Source organism: Vibrio sp. 947 (assembly GCF_033339115.1).
GTDB classification, from domain to species: domain Bacteria; phylum Pseudomonadota; class Gammaproteobacteria; order Enterobacterales; family Vibrionaceae; genus Vibrio; species Vibrio alginolyticus.
In genome coordinates, this window is record NZ_JAWOTX010000008.1 from 209245 (window position 1) to 233907 (window position 24663).

At 44.7% G+C, this 24663-nt stretch carries 22 protein-coding genes and 2 tRNA genes; 11 read left to right on the forward strand and 13 right to left on the reverse strand.

Features of this window, described 5'->3' with window-relative positions; all coding sequences use genetic code 11:
* Positions 1-2 precede the first annotated feature (2 nt).
* The 6 genes from R7Q39_RS12840 to lolB all read right to left on the reverse strand — a co-directional run bounded on the left by R7Q39_RS12840 (position 3) and on the right by lolB (position 4684).
* Positions 3-76, reverse strand: a tRNA-Met gene (locus tag R7Q39_RS12840).
* Between the two features lie 284 nt (positions 77-360).
* Complete coding sequence (gene ychF, locus R7Q39_RS12845; protein WP_005393178.1) at positions 361-1452, reverse strand: redox-regulated ATPase YchF; 1092 nt, start codon at positions 1450-1452, stop codon at positions 361-363.
* A 10-nt stretch (positions 1453-1462) separates the two neighbouring features.
* A complete protein-coding gene (pth, locus tag R7Q39_RS12850; RefSeq protein ID WP_005384112.1) occupies positions 1463-2053 on the reverse strand; it encodes an aminoacyl-tRNA hydrolase in 591 nt (196 codons plus the stop codon).
* A 151-nt stretch (positions 2054-2204) separates the two neighbouring features.
* On the reverse strand, positions 2205-3149 hold the full coding sequence (locus tag R7Q39_RS12855) for a ribose-phosphate pyrophosphokinase (protein ID WP_005393176.1): 945 nt from the start codon (positions 3147-3149) through the stop codon (positions 2205-2207).
* A gap of 27 nt (positions 3150-3176) precedes the next feature.
* Positions 3177-4049 carry a 4-(cytidine 5'-diphospho)-2-C-methyl-D-erythritol kinase gene (gene ispE, locus R7Q39_RS12860; RefSeq protein ID WP_005384108.1) on the reverse strand — a complete coding sequence of 291 codons (873 nt, stop codon included), beginning with the start codon at positions 4047-4049 and terminating at the stop codon, positions 3177-3179.
* Positions 4046-4684: a lipoprotein insertase outer membrane protein LolB gene (gene lolB / locus R7Q39_RS12865; protein ID WP_258476597.1), complete on the reverse strand. Its 639-nt coding sequence runs from the start codon at positions 4682-4684 to the stop codon at positions 4046-4048. The genes ispE and lolB overlap by 4 nt, the downstream gene beginning before the upstream one ends.
* A 134-nt stretch (positions 4685-4818) precedes the next feature.
* On the opposite strand from lolB, the gene hemA reads away from it, so the two are divergent.
* From hemA to ybaK, 8 genes are all read left to right on the forward strand, one after another.
* Positions 4819-6075, forward strand: a complete 1257-nt coding sequence (gene hemA, locus R7Q39_RS12870) for a glutamyl-tRNA reductase (RefSeq protein ID WP_005384104.1) — start codon at positions 4819-4821, stop codon at positions 6073-6075.
* A 29-nt stretch (positions 6076-6104) separates the two neighbouring features.
* Entirely contained in the window at positions 6105-7193 is a 1089-nt protein-coding gene (gene prfA / locus R7Q39_RS12875; protein ID WP_005382222.1) for a peptide chain release factor 1, read from the forward strand.
* A 3-nt stretch (positions 7194-7196) separates the two neighbouring features.
* Entirely contained in the window at positions 7197-8051 is an 855-nt protein-coding gene (gene prmC, locus R7Q39_RS12880) for a peptide chain release factor N(5)-glutamine methyltransferase (protein WP_318076360.1), read from the forward strand.
* Positions 8052-8091: 40 nt separating this feature from the next.
* Positions 8092-8475 (forward strand): SirB2 family protein, encoded by a 384-nt coding sequence (locus tag R7Q39_RS12885; protein WP_005382225.1) that lies wholly within the window; start codon positions 8092-8094, stop codon positions 8473-8475.
* 6 nt (positions 8476-8481) lie between these two features.
* A complete protein-coding gene (locus R7Q39_RS12890) occupies positions 8482-9291 on the forward strand; it encodes a SirB1 family protein (protein ID WP_005384098.1) in 810 nt (269 codons plus the stop codon).
* A 53-nt stretch (positions 9292-9344) separates the two neighbouring features.
* Positions 9345-10196 carry a 3-deoxy-8-phosphooctulonate synthase gene (kdsA, locus tag R7Q39_RS12895; RefSeq protein WP_318076361.1) on the forward strand — a complete coding sequence of 284 codons (852 nt, stop codon included), beginning with the start codon at positions 9345-9347 and terminating at the stop codon, positions 10194-10196.
* Between the two features lie 220 nt (positions 10197-10416).
* The gene (ushA, locus tag R7Q39_RS12900; protein WP_318076362.1) at positions 10417-12099 is read left to right on the forward strand and encodes a bifunctional UDP-sugar hydrolase/5'-nucleotidase UshA; all 1683 of its coding nucleotides are present in this window, start codon (positions 10417-10419) and stop codon (positions 12097-12099) included.
* Between the two features lie 102 nt (positions 12100-12201).
* Positions 12202-12675, forward strand: coding sequence for a Cys-tRNA(Pro) deacylase (ybaK, locus tag R7Q39_RS12905; RefSeq protein ID WP_005384092.1), 474 nt, complete (start codon positions 12202-12204; stop codon positions 12673-12675).
* A 64-nt stretch (positions 12676-12739) separates the two neighbouring features.
* On the opposite strand, the gene rluF is transcribed toward ybaK, so the two are convergent.
* The 3 genes from rluF to R7Q39_RS12920 form a co-directional block, all read right to left on the reverse strand.
* Complete coding sequence (gene rluF / locus R7Q39_RS12910) at positions 12740-13897, reverse strand: 23S rRNA pseudouridine(2604) synthase RluF (protein ID WP_017634839.1); 1158 nt, start codon at positions 13895-13897, stop codon at positions 12740-12742.
* A gap of 94 nt (positions 13898-13991) precedes the next feature.
* Positions 13992-14573, reverse strand: coding sequence for a DNA endonuclease SmrA (gene smrA / locus R7Q39_RS12915; RefSeq protein WP_005382233.1), 582 nt, complete (start codon positions 14571-14573; stop codon positions 13992-13994).
* Between the two features lie 132 nt (positions 14574-14705).
* Positions 14706-14846 carry a DUF3149 domain-containing protein gene (locus R7Q39_RS12920; RefSeq protein ID WP_005382236.1) on the reverse strand — a complete coding sequence of 47 codons (141 nt, stop codon included), beginning with the start codon at positions 14844-14846 and terminating at the stop codon, positions 14706-14708.
* A 259-nt stretch (positions 14847-15105) separates the two neighbouring features.
* Between R7Q39_RS12920 and R7Q39_RS12925 the strand changes: the two genes are divergently transcribed.
* A tRNA-Pro gene (locus R7Q39_RS12925) sits at positions 15106-15182 on the forward strand.
* 185 nt (positions 15183-15367) lie between these two features.
* Here R7Q39_RS12925 and R7Q39_RS12930 read toward each other — a convergent pair.
* A complete protein-coding gene (locus R7Q39_RS12930) occupies positions 15368-15751 on the reverse strand; it encodes a hypothetical protein (protein ID WP_005384085.1) in 384 nt (127 codons plus the stop codon).
* Between the two features lie 137 nt (positions 15752-15888).
* Complete coding sequence (locus R7Q39_RS12935; protein WP_172563351.1) at positions 15889-16761, reverse strand: TraB/GumN family protein; 873 nt, start codon at positions 16759-16761, stop codon at positions 15889-15891.
* 494 nt (positions 16762-17255) lie between these two features.
* Between R7Q39_RS12935 and R7Q39_RS12940 the strand changes: the two genes are divergently transcribed.
* Together R7Q39_RS12940 and R7Q39_RS12945 are read left to right on the forward strand one after the other, a co-directional pair.
* Positions 17256-19907, forward strand: a complete 2652-nt coding sequence (locus R7Q39_RS12940; protein ID WP_262602730.1) for a beta-N-acetylhexosaminidase — start codon at positions 17256-17258, stop codon at positions 19905-19907.
* Between the two features lie 438 nt (positions 19908-20345).
* A complete protein-coding gene (locus tag R7Q39_RS12945) occupies positions 20346-21038 on the forward strand; it encodes an oligogalacturonate-specific porin KdgM family protein (protein ID WP_005382004.1) in 693 nt (230 codons plus the stop codon).
* Positions 21039-21103: 65 nt separating this feature from the next.
* On the opposite strand, the gene R7Q39_RS12950 is transcribed toward R7Q39_RS12945, so the two are convergent.
* Both R7Q39_RS12950 and R7Q39_RS12955 read right to left on the reverse strand, forming a co-directional pair.
* The gene (locus R7Q39_RS12950; RefSeq protein WP_318076363.1) at positions 21104-21553 is read right to left on the reverse strand and encodes a DUF411 domain-containing protein; all 450 of its coding nucleotides are present in this window, start codon (positions 21551-21553) and stop codon (positions 21104-21106) included.
* Between the two features lie 21 nt (positions 21554-21574).
* Positions 21575-24271, reverse strand: coding sequence for a heavy metal translocating P-type ATPase (locus R7Q39_RS12955; protein ID WP_213890057.1), 2697 nt, complete (start codon positions 24269-24271; stop codon positions 21575-21577).
* Between the last annotated feature and the right edge of the window lie 392 nt (positions 24272-24663).

Below are 24663 nucleotides of genomic sequence, written 5' to 3' on the forward strand. Positions count from 1 at the left end.
GGTGGCTACGACGGGATTCGAACCTGTGACCCCATCATTATGAGTGATGTGCTCTAACCAGCTGAGCTACGTAGCCAAAACCATATTTTTTGTTCTCAACGCTTTGTTGCCTTGTCGTTGGGAACGGCGCGCATTATGCGAAGTTGAGTGAGATCCGTCAACAGTTTTTTTTAATAAATTTCGGAAAAAACCTCGTTCGCTTCCTTTTTAAACAAAGAGGCGTGTTTATGATCTAAAACTGGAAATAAATTAGCTTGCAGTTGCGTAATTTATTTTTGTTCATTTACTTAAGGTATTAAAAAAGCCAGCTTAACAGCTGGCTTTTAGTGTAAATGAAGTGTTTAGAATTCATTCATTTAATTAAACATTGAAGCGGAAGTGTACAACATCACCATCTTTTACGATGTAGTCTTTACCTTCTAGACGCCATTTACCTGCGTCTTTTGCGCCATTTTCACCATTGAATTGGATGAAATCGTCGTAACCGACTACTTCTGCACGAATAAAGCCTTTCTCGAAGTCAGTGTGGATCTTACCTGCCGCCTGAGGCGCAGTTGCACCAACAGGGATTGTCCAAGCACGTACTTCTTTAACACCTGCTGTGAAGTAGGTGTGTAGAGTCAGTAGTTCGTAACCAGAGCGAATTACACGGTTCAGACCCGGCTCTTCGATCCCCATATCTGCTAGGAATTCTTCGCGATCTTCATCTTCTAGTTCAGATAGTTCAGATTCGATAGCTGCACATACAGGTACAACGACATTGTTTTCTTTTTCTGCGAACTCACGAACCGCATCTAGATATGGATTATTTTCGAAGCCATCTTCGTTTACGTTTGCAATGTACATAGTTGGCTTCAGTGTTAGGAAGTTTAGATAGCCGATTGCTGCTAACTCTTCTTTAGATAGCTCAACTGTGCGTGCCATGCCGCCTTCAGTAAGTACTGGTAACAGTTTTTCTAGTACGGTTAGTTCAAATTTTGCGTCTTTATCGCCGCCTTTTGCCTTCTTCGCGTTACGTTGAATCGCTCGCTCACAAGAATCAAGGTCAGCCATTGCAAGTTCGAGGTTGATCACTTCGATATCTTCGATAGGTGAAACTTTACCTGAAACATGAACAATGTTTTCGTTTTCAAAACAACGTACAACGTGGCCAATCGCGTCTGTTTCACGGATGTTAGCTAGGAATTTGTTACCTAAACCTTCACCACGTGATGCACCAGCAACAAGACCAGCGATGTCCACGAACTCCATCGTCGTTGGAAGAACTCTCTGTGGGTTAACGATCTTAGCTAGTGCGTCTAGACGTAGATCTGGCACAGGAACCACACCAGTGTTTGGTTCAATGGTACAGAACGGGAAGTTTGCTGCTTCGATACCCGCTTTAGTTAGTGCGTTGAACAGAGTTGATTTACCTACGTTAGGTAGACCAACGATGCCACATTTAAAACCCATGATAGTAACCTTATTCAGCTTTGAACGTGTGGAGGCGATTTTGTGCTTTAGATAGGCCATCCTTAATCAGGATATCTAGACAACGAACAGCCTCGTCAGCTGCTGCATCTAAAAGCTCTTGCTCTTTAGCTGGCGCTTTACCTAATACAAAACCCGCCACTTTATCTTTGTGTCCCGGATGACCAATGCCAATACGAAGACGATAAAAATCTTTGTTATTGCCCAGTTTGCTAATGGTGTCACGCAGACCGTTGTGTCCACCGTGACCCCCACCTTTTTTAAACTTAGCGACACCTGGCGGTAAGTCTAGCTCGTCATGAGCAACCATGATCTCTTCAGGTTTAATTTGATAAAATTTCGCAAGCGCTGCGATCGATTTACCTGATAGATTCATGAAGGTGGTTGGGATAAGCAAACGGAGATCCTGGCCATTGACCATAATGCGTCCTGTTAGACCAAAAAACTTTGGTTCGTTCTTCAGTGTAACGTTGTGAACGCGTGCTAATTCTTCTACAACCCAAGCGCCCGCATTGTGACGAGTTCTGGCGTATTCTGGTCCTGGATTAGCAAGACCAACAAGAAGTTTGATTTGTTGACTCAAGGTTAGGATCTCTCTGGAATCTCAAAAAGCGCAGTATGATAGCACAGAAAACTCGCGGTGGGCGACCAAGGGATTTTCTAGTTATCAGTACAAATAAAAAAACACCCCAAAGAGGGGTGCTTTTGAAATCAGTGTAACTGAAATGTTCGTATTAGTTGAACATTGCAGAGATTGACTCTTCGTTGCTGATACGACGAATCGCTTCAGCCAGCATGCGAGATAGGCTTAGTGTTGTCACTTTACCTGTTGCAGCCATCTCTTTAGACAGAGAGATAGAGTCAGTTACGATAACTTGGTCAAGAACTGAGTTCTTGATGTTATCCGCAGCGTTGCCTGAGAATACTGCGTGAGTAGCGTAAGCGAATACACGCTTAGCACCGCGCTCTTTTAGTGCTTCAGCTGCTTTACATAGTGTGCCACCTGTGTCGATCATGTCATCAACGATCACACAGTCACGACCTTCAACATCACCGATTAGGTTCATTACTTCAGAAACGTTTGCACGTGGACGACGCTTATCTACGATTGCGATGTCGATGTCGCCTAGTGCTTTTGCTGTTGCACGAGCACGAACAACGCCACCTAGGTCAGGAGATACCACTACAGGGTTATCTAGACCGCGAGCCTGCATATCTTCAAGTAGCACTGGCGTGCCGAAGATGTTGTCTACAGGTACATCGAAGAAGCCTTGAATTTGCTCTGCGTGTAGGTCGATAGTTAGAACGCGGTCAACACCAACGTTAGATAGGAAATCAGCAACAACTTTTGCAGTAATTGGTACACGCGCAGAACGTACACGACGGTCTTGGCGAGCGTAGCCGAAGTAAGGGATAACTGCAGTGATACGGCCTGCTGAAGCACGGCGCATTGCATCAATCATAACAACCAATTCCATTAGGTTGTCGTTAGTCGGTGCACAAGTGGATTGAATGATGAAAACATCGCTACCACGAACATTCTCATTGATTTGAACTGCAACTTCGCCATCAGAAAAGCGAGAAACAGATGCATCACCAAGAGAGATGTAAAGACGATCAGCAATACGTTGGGCTAGTTCAGGTGTTGCGTTACCAGCAAATAGCTTCATATCAGGCACGGTGGAAACCTCGGGTTTGCGTCCAGTTTAAATAGGTCGGTGTGAGGCTGATTGGTATTCAGCCAAAGTCTCTTTTAATGGCGAAATATTGCGCCCTTGAGCGACAAATGCCGAGACTTTATCAGAGAGTTGTGCAAGGATAGTTTCTGCTTCAGATTTGCTCGAAAATTCAGCAAAAACGCAAGATCCTGTCCCCGTCAATCTTGACGGCGCGTATTGTAGCAGCCAAGAAAGTTGCTTATCAACCTCTGGGTAGAGCATTCGTACAATTTTTTCGCAATCGTTTACGCTTGGCGTATTTAAAAGTGTTTCTAGATCTCGTTTTGGGGTGTTTCGCGTCAGATCTGGATGACAAAAAACGTCGACGGTTGCGATAGATACATTCGGTCTGACGACTAAATACCATTTTTCTTCGGGATAAGCAGGAGAGAGTTTTTCACCAACACCTTCAGCAAAAGCTGCAAATCCGCGCACAAATACGGGCACATCTGCGCCCAGTTTTAAACCAATTTCAGCCAGTTCGTCGTCAGTTAGATTCAGTTGCCATAAGTAATTCAGTGCCACTAATGCTGTAGCTGCATTCGATGAGCCTCCGCCAATGCCTCCACCCATAGGCAGCACTTTCTGTAGCTCAATATGAGCGCCAAAAGGGCAGTTTGAGTAAGCTTGAAGCGCGGTTGCTGCTTTCCAAATTAAATTGTCTTGAAGAGGCACACCTTCTATCTCTGGAGAAATCGTAATATCACCAGAATGGTTCGCTTGAATGGTGAGCTCATCGCCGTGATCGACGAATTGGAATAAGGTTTGTAACTCGTGGTAGCCATTCTCTGTACGGCCGTTGATATATAGAAAGAGATTCAATTTCGCTGGTGATGGCCAGCGTGTTGAAAGTTCAATCATTGGGTGATGTTCCATTTTGTGATCACTAGACTTATTTTGACATCAGCTGTGGTGAGTTTCAGCTTATTTGGCAGAGGGAGAGACTGTTCATGCCATTGAACGTCGCCATATCGTTGATAAGCGATACTCCAATCATTTAAACCAATTTGTTTGTTTAACGCTTGCAGTGTATTGGTTGGAGACAGTTGGAATTTGTCGGCATCGGTAGGTAGACCTAATAGCCAGTCAGGCATGTGCTCGACGGGCATCATTAACCCTGTAAGACGGTAAATCAGTTGGTTAGCACTGCGAGAAGAAAGGACCTGATCATCGTAAGTTTCTACTGTGGCGCCTTGTGGGGTGATGGTGAGCTTTAATGCCGTTTGTCCGAGAATCGTTGTTAAACGCAACTGGCTTAGTGCTGAAGAATGTTTCCAGTAGAAGTTTAAATTTTGTCTTTGGTCTGGGCCAATATAACCAAGTTTCCCCGTTGCTTGAAAATCTTGGATGGTTTCGAGTCGCTGCTCATGAACTTGCCATTCAACGCTGGTAACACTTTCAGGAACGGACGAACAACCAGCGAGCAGTAAGCTCGACAAGAAAAAAAGAATAAAGGAGCGTAACGTCATGTTTGATGGCTTATTAATCTGTTTCATCGGGAATCGCTCACAACTATAGCATTGAAAAGTCGCACTTAGGAAAACAAATCCGGCTTACCCTTTCAATAAATGCGTGCTTACAGTAAAATTCTGGACCTATTTTATAACCTATCCCAGAGATACCACGTTAGATGTCCTTGCTTGCTATTGGAATTAATCACAATACAGCGTCTGTCGACTTGCGAGAGAAGGTGGCGTTTGGTCCGGATAAACTCGGCCCTGCACTCGAGCAACTTAGAGAGCACGAAGCGGTTAACGGCAGTGTGATTGTTTCAACCTGTAACCGAACAGAGTTGTACTGCGATGTTAAGCAAGGAGCGCGAAACAAGCTGATCGATTGGCTTGCTCAATTTCATCAAGTGAGCCGCGAAGATTTAATGCCGAGTTTGTATGTTCATGAAGAACAAGCTGCAATAAAGCATTTGATGCGCGTATCGTGCGGTCTTGACTCTCTGGTGTTGGGTGAGCCTCAAATTTTGGGGCAGGTAAAGCAAGCATTTTCTGACTCGCGAGATCATCAAGCCGTCGATGCCTCGATTGATAAATTGTTTCAAAAGACGTTCTCAGTCGCCAAACGGGTGAGAACAGAGACAGATATTGGTGGTAATGCCGTGTCCGTGGCTTATGCGGCATGTACATTGGCAAAACATATTTTTGAGTCGTTATCAGATTCAACCGTGCTTTTAGTTGGTGCGGGCGAGACGATTGAATTGGTCGCGAAGCATTTAGCGTCCAACGGTTGCACAAAAATGATTGTCGCGAACCGCACTAAAGAGCGCGCGCAAGGCTTAGCGGACCAATTTGGCGCAGAAGTGATCAGTTTGAACGAAATTCCTGAACATTTGGCGAAAGCGGATATTGTGATTAGCTCAACGGCGAGCCCATTGCCTATTATTGGCAAAGGTATGGTCGAAACGGCTCTAAAGCAGCGCCGACATCAACCTATCTTGTTAGTCGATATTGCGGTGCCGCGAGATGTAGAGTCGGAAGTCGGTGAACTGAACGACGCATATCTGTATTCTGTTGATGACTTGCAATCTATCATCGACAGCAACATTGAGCAGCGTAAAGTCGAAGCGATTCAAGCTGAAGCGATTGTTAGTGAAGAAAGCGCTGCGTTTATGACATGGTTGCGTTCACTGCAAGCCGTCGATAGTATTCGCGACTATCGCAAATCAGCCAACGAAATTCGTGAAGAGTTACTGAGCAAAAGTTTGCAATCTTTAGCGGCAGGCGCAGATCCGGAGAAAGTGCTGCGCGAGCTGAGTAATAAACTCACCAACAAACTGATTCACGCTCCAACTCGCGCATTGCAAAGTGCAGCAGAGCAAGGCGAACCAGCAAAATTAACGATTATCCGCCAAACACTTGGCTTGGATGATCTATAACTCACGCTTTTTATTAAGAAAACGACACTATGAAAGCCTCTATTCTGACTAAGCTAGAAACGCTAGTAGAACGTTACGAAGAAGTTCAACATCTTCTTGGTGATCCTGATGTAATTGGAAATCAGGACAAATTCCGTGCTCTATCAAGAGAGTACTCTCAGCTAGAAGAAGTAACCAAGTGCTTCCAAGCTTATCAACAAGCACAAGAAGATCTTGTCGCCGCTGAAGAGATGGCAAACGAAGACGACGAAGAAATGCGTGAAATGGCGCAAGAAGAAATCAAAGAAGCGAAAGCGACGATTGAGCGTCTTACTGATGAGTTACAGATTCTTCTTCTGCCAAAAGATCCGAACGATGATCGTAACTGTTTCCTAGAAATTCGTGCAGGTGCGGGTGGCGATGAAGCGGGCATTTTCGCGGGTGATCTATTCCGTATGTACAGCAAGTACGCAGAAAAGCGTGGCTGGCGCATCGAAGTCATGTCTTCAAACGAGGCTGAGCACGGTGGTTACAAAGAGATGATCGCAAAAGTGAGCGGCGACGGTGCATACGGCGTGTTGAAATTTGAGTCTGGCGGTCACCGTGTGCAACGTGTTCCTGCAACTGAATCTCAAGGCCGTGTGCATACTTCTGCTTGTACAGTAGCAGTAATGGCGGAAATCCCTGAAGCGGATCTGCCAGAAATCAAAGCAGCAGACCTGAAAATCGATACGTTCCGTGCATCTGGCGCGGGTGGTCAGCACGTTAACACCACGGATTCTGCAATCCGTATTACCCACTTACCAACGGGTACGGTAGTAGAGTGTCAGGATGAGCGTTCACAGCACAAGAACAAAGCGAAAGCAATGGCGGTTCTTGCTGCTCGTATCGTTCAAGCGGAAGAAGAGCGTCGTGCCGCAGAAGTGTCTGATACACGTCGTAACCTTCTAGGTTCTGGTGACCGTAGTGACCGTATTCGTACATACAACTACCCACAAGGTCGTGTGTCTGATCACCGTATCAACCTGACCATCTATCGTTTGAACGAAGTGATGGAAGGTGACCTGCAGAGCTTGATTGATCCTGTGATTCAAGAGCACCAAGCAGACCAACTTGCGGCGCTCGCAGAGAACGGCTAATCGATGAGCCAAGTTCAATCGATTGAGCAAGCACTGAAAAGTGCGACGGCGAAACTGGCAGAAGGCGGCAAAGAGTCGCCTTCTCTCGATGCAGCTGTACTCCTTTGCCATGTCCTTGGCAAACCACGAACTTACCTGCTGACCTGGCCAGAAAAAGCGTTAGAAGCAGAGCAAAAATCTCAGTTTGATGCTCTACTTGAACGACGTTTAACTGGTGAACCCGTCGCTTATATTATTGGTGAGCGAGAGTTTTGGTCTTTACCGTTTAAAGTTTCTCCTTCTACCCTGATACCTAGACCGGATACAGAACGTTTGGTCGAAGTTGCACTCGATAAGACCTACGAGCAAACTGGGCCTATTTTAGATCTTGGAACGGGGACGGGAGCTATCGCCATCGCGCTTGCATCTGAAATGCCAAAGCGTCAAGTGATGGGCGTAGACCTTAAGCAAGAAGCGAAAGCACTTGCAGAGTACAATGCTGAGCAGCTAAACATCAAAAATGTGACCTTTGCTCAAGGCAGTTGGTTTGAGCCTATTACAGAAGGTACGAAGTTTGCTTTAATTGTCTCCAACCCGCCATATATTGATGAAAAAGATCCACATTTATCCCAAGGTGATGTGCGCTTTGAGCCAAAATCTGCATTAGTTGCTAAAGAGAATGGCTTAGCTGATATTCGTCATATCTCGGATCTTGCTCGTCAGTATCTTGAAGTGGGCGGTTGGCTGGCATTTGAACATGGTTATGATCAAGGTGAGGCGGTGCGTGAGATAATGCGTGGCTTTGGTTACCAACAGGTCGCTACGGAAAAAGATTATGGCGGTAACGATCGAGTAACGCTTGGTTGTCTGGTCAGTTAATCATGGAAGTCAGCAAACACTAACTAAAAAGAGAAGAAAAATGTACGTAGCTCTAAAACACATACACTTAGTGACGATCGCTCTCAGCGCGACGCTACTATCGATCCGATTCGTGTTAATGATGATGAACTCACCGAAGCGAAATAATCGCTTTTTGAAAGTGTTTCCCCACATCGTTGATACTGCATTGCTAGTGTCAGGTATCGCGCTTATTTTCATTACTGGTTTCATCCCGTTTACCGATGCCGCACCGTGGTTAACAAACAAAATCACCTGCGTACTGGCGTACATTGCGCTTGGATTCTTCTCATTGAAACTTGCGAAAAACAACCTACTGAAGATATTTGGCTTTTTCGGCGCATTAGGTTGGTTGGTCATGGCTGCAAACATTGCTGTGTCTAAGAGCCCTACGTTATTTGGATAAGACGTCATGTTAGAGTTTTTTGACGAAGATTTTGACAATATACCGTTGGTGGAAGGTGCGCTTGAGCTAAACAAAGCGATTAACCCAGAAACCAAAGTACATTGGGCGAAACAAGAGTTAGAGCGTCTTTACAAAGATGCAGAAGCCACGCTTGTTCATGAAACCGATGAAGAGCAACGATTTGATGCATTCCTACGACTGTTTTTCCACGAGTGGGGATTCAAAGGCGACGAGCAGGAATACTTTATTTCGGACAACAGCTTCATCGATAAAGTGTTGGAGCGCAGAAAAGGTATTCCTGTGAGCTTAGGTTCGATTTTGTTATACCTAGGCAAAAAGCTGGGTTTCCCGCTGAAGGGAGTTACTTTCCCTACTCAGTTCCTGTTAAAAGTCGACTGGATGCATAAGAAACCAGACTACATCAATCCATTTAATGGTGAGTATGTAGGTGAAAGGATTCTTCAAGCTTGGCTTATTGGCCAGGAAGGACCGCTAGCTCAGCTAAAGCCTGAACATTTTGAGGAAGCTGACAACCCAACAATTATTGGTCGCTGGTTGGCATTGATTAAAAGTGCGATGTTGCGTGAAGAGCATTATACGTTGGCATTACGTTGTACGAATCTTGCTCTAACGTTTGTGCCAGATGATCCATACGAAATTCGTGACCGTGGTTTTATTTTCCAACAGCTAGAGTGCCCTCAAGTAGCGGTATCAGATTTTCAGTACTTTATTGACCAATGCCCTGACGATCCGGCTTCCGAGCTACTAAAATCACAAGTTAATGTGATGAGTGAAACGCACGTCACACTTCACTAATTTTATCGATGTGCCGAACTGTGGCGTATCGTGGACAGAAAAAGAGAATCAAAATGGAACAGAAAATCGTTAATATCGGCGACATTCAGGTTGCTAACGACAAGCCATTCACCCTATTTGCAGGTATGAACGTTCTTGAGTCTCGTGATCTTGCGATGCAGATCTGTGAGCACTACGTAAAAGTAACGGAAAAACTTGGTATTCCTTACGTATTTAAGGCGTCGTTTGACAAAGCAAACCGCAGTTCTGTTCATTCATACCGTGGTCCAGGTCTGGAAGAAGGTATGAAAATCTTTCAGGAGCTGAAAGACACTTTTGGTGTAAAGATCATCACGGACGTTCACACTGAAGCGCAAGCTCAACCTGTCGCTGACGTGGTAGACGTTATTCAGCTTCCTGCATTCCTAGCTCGTCAAACTGACCTTGTTGAAGCTATGGCTAAAACAGGTGCGGTTATCAACGTGAAGAAACCTCAATTTATGAGCCCTGGTCAAGTGGGTAACATCGTTGAGAAGTTCGCAGAATGCGGTAACGACAAGGTCATCCTATGTGAGCGCGGTTCTTGCCACGGTTACGATAACCTAGTTGTAGACATGCTTGGTTTTGGTGTGATGAAAAATGCTTCGAAAGGTAGCCCAATCATCTTTGACGTAACGCACTCACTACAAATGCGTGACCCATCAGGCGCAGCATCTGGCGGCCGTCGTGAGCAGACAGTTGAGCTTGCAAAAGCGGGTCTAGCGACAGGCATCGCAGGTCTATTTATCGAAGCGCACCCAAACCCAGACCAAGCGCGTTGTGATGGCCCATCTGCACTGCCTCTAGACAAGTTAGAGCCATTCTTAGCACAAATGAAATCGCTTGATGATCTGATCAAGAGCTTTGCAGATATAGATATCAAGTAAACGCCAGATGACTGGTGGTAACAAATACTATAGCCAACCGAGTGTTGGCTATTTTTTTATCTGAAAAGCCGTGAATTCTCAAACTTGTTACTGATGAATTTGTTATTGCTAAACAATGCATCATAATTATTAAATCAATGTGTTAGGGTGCACGTGGTTTTCAAATAGATCGAATGCTTAAAATGTGCTTCAGTAATCCCAATAAGAAAAAGGTAAATAAATGAATCAGCGTCTGATGATCAAAACTGTTTTGAGTGCCGCTATCTTGGCCTCGTTAGCTGGGTGTGCTACGCAACCTGCACCAGAATGGAATGCCGATACAACCTATAAATTGACCGTGTTGCACACTAACGATCATCATGGTCGCTTTTGGCAAAATCGATACGGTGAATATGGCATGGCGGCGCGTAAAACGTTAATCGATGATTTGCGCGAAGAAATACAGGCTGAGGGGGGCAGCGTGTTACTGCTTTCTGGTGGTGACATCAACACAGGAGTACCTGAGTCTGATTTACAAGATGCCGAGCCGGATTTTAAAGGCATGAGCAAAATTGGTTACGATGCGATGGCTCTAGGTAATCATGAGTTTGATAATCCATTGGACGTGCTATTCAAGCAGCAAGAGTGGGCAAACTTTCCGATGTTGTCTGCCAATATTTACGATAAAAATACTGGCAAGCGTTTATTCCAACCATACGCGATGTTTAAAAAGCAGGGCATTAAAATTGCGGTCATTGGCCTTACAACCGAAGACACAGCGAAACTTGGCAACCCTGAATTCATTGAACAAATTGACTTCCGTGACCCAAAAGAAGAAGCCAAGAAGTTGATTGCAGAACTGAAAGAGACAGAGTACCCAGATCTGATTTTTGCTGTCACGCATATGGGACACTATGAAAATGGTAATAGAGGCATCAATGCTCCTGGCGATGTGGCGTTAGCTCGTTATTTGAATGACGGCGATCTCGACATGATCGTTGGAGGACACTCACAAGAACCTGTGTGCATGGAAGGTCCAAACGTTATCAAAAAGAACTTTAAACCAAGTGATGAATGTCAGCCCGATAAACAAAATGGTACCTTTATTGTTCAGGCACATGAGTGGGGGAAATATGTGGGACGCGCCGATTACGAGTTTCGTAATGGCGAACTCTCGATGGTGAGCTACGATCTGATCCCTGTAAACTTGAAAAAGAAAGTTAAAGTTGATGGTCAGTCACAACGAGTCTTTATCCAAGAAGAGATTAAGCAAGACGAAATGATGCTTGAGTTTCTTCGTCCTTATCAAGAAAAAGGTCAGGGCAAGCTAAACGTGAAGATTGCAGAATCTAACGGTAAGCTTGAGGGTGACCGCAACGTGGTTCGTTACCAGCAAACAAACTTAGGTCGATTAATTGCAACGGCTCACATGGAACGTGCGAAAGCAGATTTCGCCGTAATGAATTCTGGTGGTGTTCGAGATTCGATTGCTGCGGGTGATATTACTTATAAAGACGTGCTCACTGTTCAGCCATTTGGCAATATGGTTTCTTACGTTGATATGACGGGTAAAGAGGTATTAGATTATCTAAATGTCGTTGCAACTAAGCCTGTTGACTCTGGAGCTTACGCGCAGTTTGCCGGCATTGCGATGAGTATCAATAATGGTGAGGTAACCAATGTGTTCATTGGTAATAAGCAACTTCGCTTAGATGGTAATTACCGCTTTACCGTACCAAGCTATAATGCTGCTGGTGGAGATGGTTACCCTAAAATCGACGATCATCCAGGGTATGTAAATACAGGTTTTACCGATGCTGAGGTTTTGAAGGATTATTTAGAAACACATAGCCCTATTGATGTTAATGAGTATGCCCCTTCAGGTGAAATCACGTATTTAGTTGATACGGCGATTGATCAGTAACCCAACAGAGAAAAAGCGATTGACTCAAACTCGCTGATATCATTAACTAAAAGCGCAGATCCAATTCAATCTGCGCTTTTTGTTTTTATGAGGAGAATCTTGATGACTCCGGCCATTAATCTTGCGAAAAAGAAAAAAATTCCACACACGATTCATCAGTATGAGCATGACCCTAGAGCCGATAGTTATGGCTTGGAGGCTGCTGAAGTACTGGGGCAGGATCCGAAAACAGTATTTAAAACCTTGCTGTTCTGCTTGAACGGGGAGCCAAAGAACCTTGCGGTTGCGATTATCCCTGTTGATCAAAAGCTGAACCTAAAACTGGCGGCGAAAGCAGCGAAGGGCAAAAAGGCCGATATGGCTGATCCGGAAATCGCCCAAAAGACCACAGGTTATGTCGTTGGTGGAATTAGCCCACTAGGGCAGAAGAAAGCCTTACCTACTTTTTTGCACGAAAGCGCAGCAGAGCAAGACAAAATCTGTGTGAGTGCTGGTAAACGTGGTTTAGAAATTGAGTTAGCCCCGAGAGATTTGCTGAGCTTAACTCGTGGTCAGTTTGCACCTCTTTGTTTGTAAACTCATGACAAATAAAAAGGACGCTCATGAGCGTCCTTTTTTGATCTTGCCTGTCAGTGAAGCGTTACTTCTTCAGACTCAATGTACCACCAGTGCGTTTAGCTGGTTTGCTTGGTTTCGCGGCATTTGGGTTCATGTAATGCTGCTTAGGCTTACTCAGTGATTGAGGCTTGTTTGCTGAATGCGTATTGCTCGATGCATCTGGTTTACGGTGCGATTTACCATGCTCGCCTTGCGGTCTGCTGCGTTCACCTTGTGATTTCGCTTTGTAATGTTCTTTAGCTGGACGTCCGCCTTCATCATCACGCTGACGACGCTTTTGTTGACCTTTTTTCGAGTTTGGTGCATGACGGAATTCATCAGCATTGTTACCGCGGAAAGTTCGTGTCTTCTGGTTACGACGAGCAGTAGAATCTTGGTTTTCTTCACGGCTATCAAACAGCTTCGCGTCGGTCGCTTTACGAATGTTGCGACCTCTAGAGTCTGTTTTTGATGCTTCTTCTGTACCTACCGAGCCTTCACACATTGCTAGGATCTCTGCCACTTCTTCGTCACTTAGATAACGCCATTTTCCATTCGGAATACCATCAAGAGAGATATTCATGATGCGAACGCGACGCAGCTTGAATACTTCATAGCCCAGCGCTTCACACATGCGACGGATCTGACGGTTAAGTCCTTGAGTGAGCACAATACGGAAAGAGAATTTAGTCTCTTTTGTTACCTTACAAGGTAGGGTGACTGTGTCGAGAATCTTAACGCCACTCGACATCTGTTTGAGAAACTCGCCTGTAATTGGCTTGTCCACGCGTACGACGTACTCTTTTTCGTGGCTGTTGCCTGCGCGAAGGATTTTGTTCACGATGTCGCCATCGTTGGTCAAAAAGATCAGACCATCAGAGGGTTTGTCTAAGCGGCCGATCGGAAAGATACGTTTTTGGTGGCCGATGAAATCAACGATGTTTCCAGGGACGTCTCTCTCAGTTGTACAGGTGATGCCTGTTGGTTTATTGAGAGCGATATAAATCGGCTTCTCTTTTGCTGCCACTGGCTTACCATCCACACAAACATCATCACCAGGTAGCACTTTTGTCCCCATTTCAGGTTTGTTGCCATTAATGGTGACACGGCCTTGCTCAATTAGTCTGTCTGCTTCACGGCGTGAGCAAAACCCCGTTTCACTGATGAATTTATTTAATCGTTTAGCGTTGTCTTGTGACATTTTTGTCTCCTAACGTTTCACAACGGCGAATGAAGCTCCCTTCCTTTAAGGGGAAGGAAGAATAAGGGCGGGCATTCTAGCATTAGGGTGAAATTTAGCCTAACCGTTTTTGGTGACGTTCGCGGGTTTCTAATTTCTTTTCCGCACTTTTTCTAAGTAGGACGTAAACGGCTCCAGTTCCACCGTGAAAGCGTTGCGCACTATGGACGCATTGGACTTCCTTTATTTGTCGTAGCCAACTGCTAACAAAGCTTTTCATCATTGCAGGTGGATTTGAGCGTTCTCCTCGACCATGGACGATAACGACCGTTCTAATGTCCATTGATAGGCATTGCTTTAAAAACGTCACGACTTCATCACGTGCTTCTTTCAATGTTTTACGGTGCAAATCCAAGCGAGCTTGGATTGGATACTTACCAAGGCGAAGTTTGCGGTAAACCCCGTCCTGTACACCATCACGTTTGAACTCAACAAAGTCCTCTGGCTTGAGCATTTCAGCGTGATCAAGTGATAGGTATTCTGGGTCATCTTCCGTTAACCAGATTGCTGCTTCTCGTTTTGCGAGCTGTGCTTCTGTTACTTGGTGTACTTTTTTGTGTTCGGTGGTGTCTTGAGTGATTGGCTTTACATCGCCCATCATCTGTTGAAATAGATCAAAATCGTCGTCGTGAGACATAGCAGTAATCTCATTAAGAACAGGGAAGAATAATAGGATTATATCAATGAGTGGTGCATTGAGATCAAATAAAAAACCGGAGTAGGCAAGTAACCGACTCCGGTGCAAAGCGTTTCTAGAGCTAAGCGAGATCTAGTGAGGAGATTTGTCGTTCATGATCTTGTATATGAAGAAACCGCCGTAAAATAACATCAGACCAATTGCCCCAAAAATTACTATCATTGACGATAGACCCACTGCATTACCAAATAGGAGATCAAGCCAAAAGTCCATACGTTTCCTCCAAGATGTTCCCGACAGGAATAAACTAAATGGCGGTGTCTTGTTGCACACTGATCTGGATCAATTATGTTGCTAAGGTTAATAAACTGTATTTTGTTGTGAGTTATCAGTCACATTTTACGTGCTAGTGTTCAGTTATTCATCAAACGAATTAAGACCTAAGGTTTTTTTGTAAAAAGCACTTGCGCCACAGTTCAGAATCCGTAATATACGCACTCGTTGACGGGGACAATTCCTCAGTTAAACATCTCGGTGAATAGCGCAGCTTGGTAGCGCATCTGGTTTGGGACCAGAGGGTCGGGGGTTCGAATCCCTCTTCACCGACCACTTTTAGAAAGCCTGCTCAATGAGCAGGCTTTCGTCGTTTTTAGTGCTAGTAATTTTAGACTTCAATAGTATCGAACCAAATGGGGTTCGCTTGAAGTTAGAACATGGCTCTTCACCGACACGTATTGAGAGGAAGGCTCTACAGAAATGTAGGGCCTTTTCATTTTTTAGAGCGAGTAAATTTATTACTTGATGTCACACGAGATAGTATTGATAGGAGTTTCAGAAGTAGTGAAACAGACATAAGCGGTCTTTGGGTGATTTGGCCCAATCTTGACGTAACCCGCTTTTAAATCGTCTTCATCAAACGTTACTGAGTGAGATTTGCTTGTATTTCCATCATAGTAAACCGCTTCAAAGCCTTGGTTCATCATATGTGCAACGCGATTTCGAGTGTGGGCTGTTGAAAACGTGATGTTCGCGCAACGCATCATTGGTTTTTCGGTAATAAGAAATTGACCACTCTCTTTATCTAAAACACCGCCTTTTACTTCCGGAGTTATATCAATAGCTTGAAAAGCTTCTACGTTGCATGGCGGTTTAGCATAAGACAGCGAAGAAGTGAGCATAATTCCAATCGTGTATAGGAATAAATATTTAAATTTCATATGAGTTGTTTTGTATCCACTTAGCTTAACGGCGTTTTATAAGAAAGTTTGAATGAATTTTAAATGGTTGTATTTAAATGGCATTTTTCAAACAATCACTAGATATCACAATTTGCTTGGCGCGTCTTACCCAGTGGTTTGATGTTAAATCCCCGATTTTTAAGCAGTTCAATCAGGTTATCTTTACCTACTAAATGCAAGCCACCAACAACAACGGTGTAACGACCCGATTGCTGAGGTAGAACACTGCCAGTGTCGAGTTTTTTAGCCCAATCTCGATTACGCTCGTATAAAAAGGCTTGGTTAAACTCTTCTGTTGTATGATCGGTCAAAGAGGCTTCGACCAACATGCTACCATCACCACTCTTCCAACTCTCTATCAAGCATTGAACCAACTCTTCTCCGCCATCATATTCTTCAATTGATGAGAGAAGTATCTCTTTACCGCCTTCTGATTGACCTGCGATTAAATCGATTTGGAATTGCACGGACTCCAGTGGAATGACCGGGATTTGCTTTTTATCAGCGAGTCCTATTAAGTGCATGTCTACCCCTTTATCAGAGACATACCCCAGTTTGTTGACTAAAGCGAGTTGGATGGTGAATGCCGCCATCCAAGGTGGGGAATTTAGGAGTTGAGTTTCTGGCAAACCTAAATCTTGGGCAATTTCAATTAAGTGGCGACGTTGAGCTCTGTCTAAAACATCTTTAGAAAGAATGGTTGTTTGTGGGTAAACCAAGCCTTCAGAATTCCTGACGTCTGCTTCAATAATCAACCCTGCGCTTTGGCTTAAATGCTGGGTGACCGTTCTAGGGAGTGGGTACATCGTTTTATCCCCCACATGTACCGAGCCAATAATCATAAGTTCGGTTTCCCCTTTTTTCGCTAACCAATGCTGTGGCTCTGCATAAGAGGAAAAAGGAGTCAAAGTAACAAGTAGAGATGATATGAGCGTCAAGAGACGAAACATAGAATGGTCCTCAGATAAGATACCTTTAAACTTTATACGCAAAATAGCGTGAGGTTAAGTGCAATTTCTCCAGTGGGGTATTCGACAAAATCGTCATTTCTAAAAATATTGACGAGTTTTGACGACGAATAAATGAGAGTCACTTCACGAAAGGTAAATAGGTAATTCGCTTACTAATGGTTCACAAAATAATTAGGCGTGATCCAAATCTTACAAAATCAGTCGTAACTCATGAATATAAGTGACCTAGATCGCAGCAAACTCGTCAAAACAAGTTGTTCGATTTTGACGTGTATTGTAACTCTATGAAAATTAGGTTTTTATTGTTTTTGCTGAGTGTCATTTTTTGAGCTGGATCACTTCCTATTTCTATTTATTTTACGCTTAGAAATAACAGGTTGTATGTTGAATGTAACGGTTAGGTACCTCGCATTTGAGGGGCCGAGATTTTTATCATTGTCGTTTTGAACCACTGACTTTTTTGGGGAAGTAAGATGTTTAAACCTAGTCTGATTGCTATTTCTGTTATCACTACATTAGCAGGTTGCTCTGCGCTGCAAAGCTCTGAACAACAAGTTGTAAATTCGTTGGCTAATAATCTTGATATTCAATACCAAGTGTTGACTAACCACGGTGCAAACGAAGGTCTTGCTTGTCAGGACTTAGGGGCTGAGTGGGCGTCTTGTAACAAGGTAAACATGACGCTGGTTAACCAAGGTGAAGCGGTTGACTCAAAAGATTGGGCTATTTACTTCCATAGCATTCGTTTGATTCTGGATGTTGAAAACGAACAGTTTAAAATCTCTCGCGTAACGGGTGATCTACACAAACTAGAACCAACAGATAAGTTTGATGGTTTTGCTGCGGGTGAAGAGGTTGTGCTTCCTCTTGTTGCTGAATACTGGCAGCTATTTGAAACTGACTTCATGCCAGGCGCGTTCGTTGCTGCACCAAATGCAGAGCCTAAGATGATCGCTTCTCTTAACACAGAAGACGTTGCATCTTTCGTGACTGGCCTTGAGGGGAACAACCTAAAACGTACGCCAGATGACAACAACGTATTTGCAAACGCTGTGTCTCGTTTCGAGAAGAACGAAGACCTAGTAAAACAAGACGTATCAACCACGTTACTACCAACGCCACTGTCTGTTGAAGCAGGTAACGGTACGGTAGATATCGCGGCGGGTATTGCGCTGCCTAAAGCCGCTTTCGATGCAACTCAATACGCGGTAATCCAAGATCGTGCAGAAGTGGTAGGTGTGGATGTTCGTGGTGATCTTCCTGTAAGCATCACTGTTGTTCCTGCAGACTTCACCGGTGAATTGGCAAAATCTGGTGCTTACGAAATGAGCATCAAAGGCGACGGTATTGCGATTAAAGCGTTTGACCAAGCAGGTGCTTTCTACGCAGTACAATCTATCTTTGGCCTGGTAGATAGCCAAAATGCTGATTCTCTACCACAACTGTCTATTAAAGATGCGCCGCGTTTTGATTACCGTGGTGTGATGGTGGACGTGGCTCGTAACTTCCACTCTAAAGACGCAATCCTTGCAACGCTTGACCAAATGGCCGCGTACAAGATGAACAAACTACACCTTCACCTAACGGATGATGAAGGCTGGCGTTTAGAAATCCCGGGTCTGCCTGAGCTGACTGAAGTGGGTGCTAACCGTTGTTTCGATTTGGAAGAGAAAAGCTGTTTACTGCCTCAGCTTGGCTCAGGTGCAACGACAGACAACTTTGGTTCTGGCTTCTTCAGCAAAGCAGACTACGTGGACATCTTGAAGTACGCGAAAGCGCGTAACATCGAAGTGATTCCTGAAATCGATATGCCAGCACACGCTCGTGCAGCAGTGGTATCAATGGAAGCACGTTACGACCGTCTAATGGAAGAAGGTAAAGAAGCCGAAGCGAACGAGTACCGCCTGATGGATCCTCAAGATACATCGAACGTAACGACGGTTCAGTTCTACAACAAGCAAAGCTTCATCAACCCATGTATGGAATCTTCAACTCGCTTTGTTGATAAAGTGATTTCAGAAGTAGCAGCAATGCACCAAGAAGCGGGTACACCGCTAACAACATGGCACTTTGGTGGTGACGAAGCGAAGAACATCAAGCTAGGCGCTGGTCTGCAAGACATCAACGCAGAAGACAAAGTAAGCTGGAAGGGTAACATTGATTTGTCTAAGCAAGACAAGCCATTCGCACAGTCACCACAATGTCAGACGCTAATTGCAGACGGTACGGTAAGCGATTTTGCTCATCTACCAAGCCACTTTGCAGAAGAAGTGTCGAAGATGGTGGCAGAGAAAGGCATTCCAAACTTCCAAGCTTGGCAAGATGGCCTTAAGTACAGTGAAGGTGAGAAAGCGTTCGCAACAGAAAACACACGTGTTAACTTCTGGGACGTTCTTTACTGGGGTGGCACATCATCAGTGTACGAATGGTCTAAGAAAGGTTACGACGTTATCGTTTCTAACCCAGACTACGTATACATGGACATGCCGTACGAAGTTGACCCGAAAGAGCGTGGTTACTACTGGGCGACGCGTGCAACAGATACTCGTAAGATGTTTGGTTTTGCACCAGAGAACATGCCTCAGAACGCAGAAACCTCTGTAGACCGCGATGGTAACGGCTTCACTGGTAAAGGTGAAATCAAAGCGAAACCTTTCTATGGTCTATCAGCACAGCTGTGGTCTGAGACAGTACGTAACGACGAGCAATACGAGTACATGGTATTCCCTCGCGTACTGGCAGCCGCTGAACGTGCATGGCACCGTGCTGATTGGGAAAACGACTACAAAGTGGGTGTTGAATACTCGCAAAACTCTAACCTAGTAAACAAAGCTGCGCTAAACCAAGACTACAACCGCTTTGCGAACGTACTTGGCCAACGCGAACTGGCTAAGCTAGAAAAAGCGGGTATCGACTACCGCCTACCTGTACCAGGCGCGAAAGTTGAAGAGGGTAAACTGGCAATGAACGTTCAGTTCCCGGGTGTGAAGCTTCAATACTCTCTAGACGGCAAGAACTGGCTAACTTACGTAGATAATGCTCGTCCAAATGTGAAAGGTGAAGTGTTTATCCGTTCTGTGTCAGCAAGCGGTGAGAAAGCAAGTCGAGTGACCAGCGTGAAATAACTCGATTCTTGTAAGTTAATTTTTTGGCAAAGCCTCAACATCATGTTGGGGCTTTCTTTATTTTTTGAGGAAATTAAGCGTGATCGATGTCTAATTATTTTTCATTGATAAATAAGTTTTTGGTTGTAATGGTCAAGGTTATTGTGAACTTGATCGACTTAATCTGCTAAATATCAATAAATTATCTGTTTACGATCACACTTCTATTTTTTGAATAATTTTATAAAAATACGATAAGTGCCTGTATTTTCCATGTTTTTATCAGGGTTGTTGAGCTTCGGTTTGAACAAGATCACTTTTTAAATGTTTTATTTTCCATCGCGAATTAATTAAAACAATATTGCGAACGCCAAGGAGGCACATTCCAAAGTTTGCGATAAAAGGGAAGAGATGCCCTCTAAAACTATCGCATAACGTGAATAAATAAAGGCAGTAATTATGAAAAACATTTTTGCACTGAGTGCTCTTTCTCTCGCTTTCGCTTCTAGCGCTTTTGCTGGTTCTTCTTACGTAACAGGTAATGTTCAATTCCACGATGATGGTCGAATTCATGGTTCGGACGTTACGTCTACACTGGAAGCTGGTCATACTTTTGATAACCAATTCGGCGGCTTTACGGTTTACACCGAATTTGATGGTATTCAGTTGGGTAAACTGGAAACAGAAAACGGTGGCGCAGGTAACACAACACCAGCAATCACTGTGGGTGGTGAGCAGTCATTTAATATTACCGATCATTTATGGGTTGCCGCGGGTTACCAACACCTGTTCTCTGCTGGCGAGAATGTACAGTACCGTCCATTGGTTAAGATCGGTTACAACTTCGATAACGGCATCTCCTTAAGTAACCGTACTCGTGCGCACATTGATGCGACAGACGCAGATGCGGATACAGATTACCGCATGGACAACCGCATCGGTTACGTGATGAATGAGGATGTGACGCTAAGCTACAACAACGTCTACATGATTGAAGCGGAAACCATGGACCACGAGCTTCGTGCAACGTGGACTCGTAAAGGTGTTCAACCTTACTTTGAGTTCCGTAGTCAAGCACACGGTGCAGAAAACGCGAGTGGTGACAGCCTAGTGAATAACGCTTTTGTATTTGGTGCCTCTTACGGCTTCTAATTTTATATTTGTCTTAACTGTCCATTAAGAAAAAGCCCAGCGGTTTATCTCGCTGGGCTTTGTTTTTATTGGTCGTTGCCTTCGTGGTGGCTATATTCGAACACTTGGCCTTTTTCGTTAAAGGCGTAAACGGTGTAGCTGTCTTTTTTGTCGCCATATTCCATACCAGGGGAGCCCATTGGCATGCTTGGTACTGATAGGCCTTTTGCGTTACGTGGTGGATTTTTCAAAAACGCTTTAATGTCTTCGGCTGGAATGTGACCTTCAAACAGATAGCCGTTGATCTCTGCCGTGTGGCAAGAGTAAAGCTGTTCATTCTTGATGCCTAGATCGCGTTTGATGGCGTTCATGTCATCGTGCAATTTTTCTTCGACCGTAAAGCCGTTCTCTTCCATGTGTTTTGTCCATTCTCCACAACAGCCACAGTATGGCGATTTATGGTTAATGACATCGGCTGCCAATACGTTGGCGGACACGGTCGCAAGCATTGCAAAGGTCAATAGTTTCAACTTCATAATACCCTCAAAAAGAAGTGGTTATTTTACTGAAAACAGTCGTAGTCGATTTGCATTACTAACGACAGTAATTGAAGACAGTGCCATTGCCGCTCCTGCGACAACAGGACTGAGCAAAAATCCAAACGCTGGGTAAAGCACACCAGCGGCAACTGGAATACCCAACGAGTTGTAAACAAAGGCACCAAATAGGTTTTGCTTCATGTTCTTAAGTGTAGCGCGAGAGAGTTCAATCGCATGTACTACCGCCATTGGTGACGTGTTCAGGATGGTCATTTGCGAACTTTCAATGGCGACATCACTGCCGCTACCCATGGCAATACCTAGGTTGGATAACGCGAGAGCAGGGGCGTCGTTAATGCCATCCCCCACCATTGCCACGACATGTCCTTGAGATTGAAGTTGCTCAATGTGCTGAGCTTTCTCATCTGGCATTACTTGGGCAATCACTTCATCAATACCAAGTTCTTGGCCGATAGCATTGGCAACGTGTTGGTTATCGCCCGTCAGCATTACCGTTTTGATGCCTTGCGATTTTAATGCAGAGAGCGCTTGCTTCGCATCTGATTTGATCGGGTCGGCAATGGCGATCAGACCGATCAGTTCGCCGTTCAATGCCACAGCTACCGGAGTCCACGCATTTTTTGCGCATTCATCGATGGCGGGTTTTAGTGCGCTGGTCTCGACGTTCTCTGCTTGCATAAATTGAAGCGAACCAATGAGCAGCGGTTTATCTTGATACGTCGCCCAAATGCCGCGCCCGCGAACGTTCTCAAACTTGTCTAATGAGACATCCTTTGCGTCGTGTCGTTTGGCGTAATCACATACCGCTTTTGCCAGTGGGTGCTCAGACTGACGCTCTGCCGCATACGCTAAAGCCAATAGATCTTCTTGGCTGGTGGCGTGAGTAAACACTTGCTGAACGCTAGGTTTACCTTGGGTAAGCGTGCCAGTTTTGTCGAATACAACCGTGTCGACTTTGCTTGCCAATTGAAGGGCGTCGGCGTCTTTGATCAGAATGCCGAGCTCTGCGGCTTTACCCACTCCCACCGTGACAGAAAGTGGGGTTGCTAAGCCTAGAGCGCAAGGGCAGGCGATGATCAGGACGGTTGTGGTGACCACCAGCATATAACTCGCTTTTGGCTCTGGACCAACGGCAAACCAAACGAGCGCGGCCAGTATTGCTATGCCAACAACGACAGGGACAAACACCGATGAAATCTGGTCTGCCAGTTTCGCGATGGCTGGCTTACTGCTTTGCGCTGTGCGCACCATGCGGATGATACGAGCCAGCATGGTATTTGCGCCAATGCCCGTTGCCTCAATGACTAATCCACCATCGGTATTTAATGTCCCAGCAGACACTTGAGCCTCTTGCGCTTTTAATACTGGTACTGGTTCACCAGTGAGCATCGACTCATCAATGTATGATTCACCTTGAATCACAACACCATCAACAGGCACTTTCTCGCCTGGTTTGATACGCAGTTTCATGCCTAGCGTGATTTGCTCAACCGCGATTTGTTGGTCGCCTTGTTCCGTGATTACCGTAGCTTGCTGAGGTTGCAGGTTAATCAGAGCTTGTAAGGAACGTGTTGTGTTTGCTTTGGCTTTTGCTTCAATATAGTGCCCAAGAGAAATTAAGCCGATGATCATTGCACTCGCTTCAAAGTACACGTGGCGTGAAGCAAGAGGGAACCAGTCTGGGAAAATCACCACAAGCATCGAATAGAACCACGCTGCGCCAGTACCGAGCGCGACTAACGTGTCCATGGTGGCGCGCTTGTGAGTAGCTGCTAACCAAGCGTTACTGAAGAAGTGTTTCCCTGCTGTGGCAAGAAGGAGTAAACATACGATACCGATCGCGCCCCAAGCTAATTGGTCGTTGGTGTTGCGAATCATCATATTGCCGCCAGCAACGCCCCAAATCATTAAGGGGGCACCGACGACAAGGCCAGCAATAGCATCCAGTTTAAAGCGTTTTTGTTGCTGACGTTGTTGCTGCGCTTGCTTTTCTTGCTGGGTTGCGGCGTCTTGTAGGATCTCTGCTTGGTAACCGGCTTGTTTTACCGATTCAACAATTGCGTTAAGGAGGTCATCAGAGTCTTGGCTTGCGAATACTAGTGCGCTTTGTTCTGCGAGGTTGACCTGTGCTTTCTCAACGCCTTCTACGTTAGTAAGTGCTTTCTCTACTGAAGAGACGCAACTCGCACACGTCATGCCTTGAATCAGCATTTGCAATTGAATACTCGCTGGTGGCACCTGCGTATCTTTAATATTGCTTTGCTTTTCTACCTGTTCGGTCTCTGGTGAGCTTTCGTTCTCTACTTCGACAGAATCAAGGTTGGCGGTATAGCCGAGTGTTGCTATTAAGTCGATCACTTGTTGCTCGGAGAGGAGGGTACGAATCTCTAAGTGCGTTGTTGAAGCCTCAAAAGAAATAACGTCTTGATTAGATTCTAATAAAGATGAAAGTTTTTTGACGCAGCCGCCACAGCTTAAGCCTGAAAGGTTTAGTTCGTAGTGATTTCCTGCTTGGTAACCAAGAGATTCAATCGACGAGACGAGCTCTTTAAGAGAAGACTCGGTTTTGACCTCTACTTGCGTCGGGGACAAATTGAGGATCTCCACATCGTGATTTGCATGTAAAGCCTTCTCAACTTTTCTCGCACAGCCCATGCAGTTGAGCCCTGATAAAGGTATAACTAACTGATACATAATCTGCACCTCAATAGTAGTGATGCTATGAGCTTAAACCTTCCTGCAAGGGTAAGGTCAATACCCATTTGCTACTCACAACAATTTCGTCAAAATCTCTCGAATCCCACAAGTGCACGGTCATTTTACTTGCGAGTGATCTCAAGGTTTTTTCTCTTTGAATATAAAGTTCCGTTAAAACACCTAAAAGATGAATGAAGTCGCTCACGTTTTTTAGATACTCTCAATGTCAGTTCAGTGTCAAAACGTACTTTTAACGTTTTTTATTTTTTATATCTGATGTTAACCAATTGTTTTTTATTGATTTATTTTATTTTTGATCTTCTCATTTTGAAGTCGCTCAGATTGCTGTAGCGAAAGTTTTTTAGTGCGAAAAAAGTTTGTCATATTTG

Coding starts and splice junctions, on each gene's coding strand:
- ychF (WP_005393178.1), bottom strand. CDS start 1,452: ATGGGTTTTAAATGTGGCATCGTTGGTCTACCTAACGTAGGTAAATCA.
- ispE (WP_005384108.1), bottom strand. CDS start 4,049: ATGATTGAACTTTCAACACGCTGGCCATCACCAGCGAAATTGAATCTC.
- lolB (WP_258476597.1), bottom strand. CDS start 4,684: ATGAAACAGATTAATAAGCCATCAAACATGACGTTACGCTCCTTTATT.
- hemA (WP_005384104.1), top strand. CDS start 4,819: ATGTCCTTGCTTGCTATTGGAATTAATCACAATACAGCGTCTGTCGAC.
- prfA (WP_005382222.1), top strand. CDS start 6,105: ATGAAAGCCTCTATTCTGACTAAGCTAGAAACGCTAGTAGAACGTTAC.
- prmC (WP_318076360.1), top strand. CDS start 7,197: ATGAGCCAAGTTCAATCGATTGAGCAAGCACTGAAAAGTGCGACGGCG.
- R7Q39_RS12885 (WP_005382225.1), top strand. CDS start 8,092: ATGTACGTAGCTCTAAAACACATACACTTAGTGACGATCGCTCTCAGC.
- R7Q39_RS12890 (WP_005384098.1), top strand. CDS start 8,482: ATGTTAGAGTTTTTTGACGAAGATTTTGACAATATACCGTTGGTGGAA.
- kdsA (WP_318076361.1), top strand. CDS start 9,345: ATGGAACAGAAAATCGTTAATATCGGCGACATTCAGGTTGCTAACGAC.
- ushA (WP_318076362.1), top strand. CDS start 10,417: ATGAATCAGCGTCTGATGATCAAAACTGTTTTGAGTGCCGCTATCTTG.
- ybaK (WP_005384092.1), top strand. CDS start 12,202: ATGACTCCGGCCATTAATCTTGCGAAAAAGAAAAAAATTCCACACACG.
- rluF (WP_017634839.1), bottom strand. CDS start 13,897: ATGTCACAAGACAACGCTAAACGATTAAATAAATTCATCAGTGAAACG.
- smrA (WP_005382233.1), bottom strand. CDS start 14,573: ATGTCTCACGACGACGATTTTGATCTATTTCAACAGATGATGGGCGAT.
- R7Q39_RS12920 (WP_005382236.1), bottom strand. CDS start 14,846: ATGGACTTTTGGCTTGATCTCCTATTTGGTAATGCAGTGGGTCTATCG.
- R7Q39_RS12930 (WP_005384085.1), bottom strand. CDS start 15,751: ATGCTCACTTCTTCGCTGTCTTATGCTAAACCGCCATGCAACGTAGAA.
- R7Q39_RS12935 (WP_172563351.1), bottom strand. CDS start 16,761: ATGTTTCGTCTCTTGACGCTCATATCATCTCTACTTGTTACTTTGACT.
- R7Q39_RS12940 (WP_262602730.1), top strand. CDS start 17,256: ATGTTTAAACCTAGTCTGATTGCTATTTCTGTTATCACTACATTAGCA.
- R7Q39_RS12945 (WP_005382004.1), top strand. CDS start 20,346: ATGAAAAACATTTTTGCACTGAGTGCTCTTTCTCTCGCTTTCGCTTCT.
- R7Q39_RS12950 (WP_318076363.1), bottom strand. CDS start 21,553: ATGAAGTTGAAACTATTGACCTTTGCAATGCTTGCGACCGTGTCCGCC.
- R7Q39_RS12955 (WP_213890057.1), bottom strand. CDS start 24,271: ATGTATCAGTTAGTTATACCTTTATCAGGGCTCAACTGCATGGGCTGT.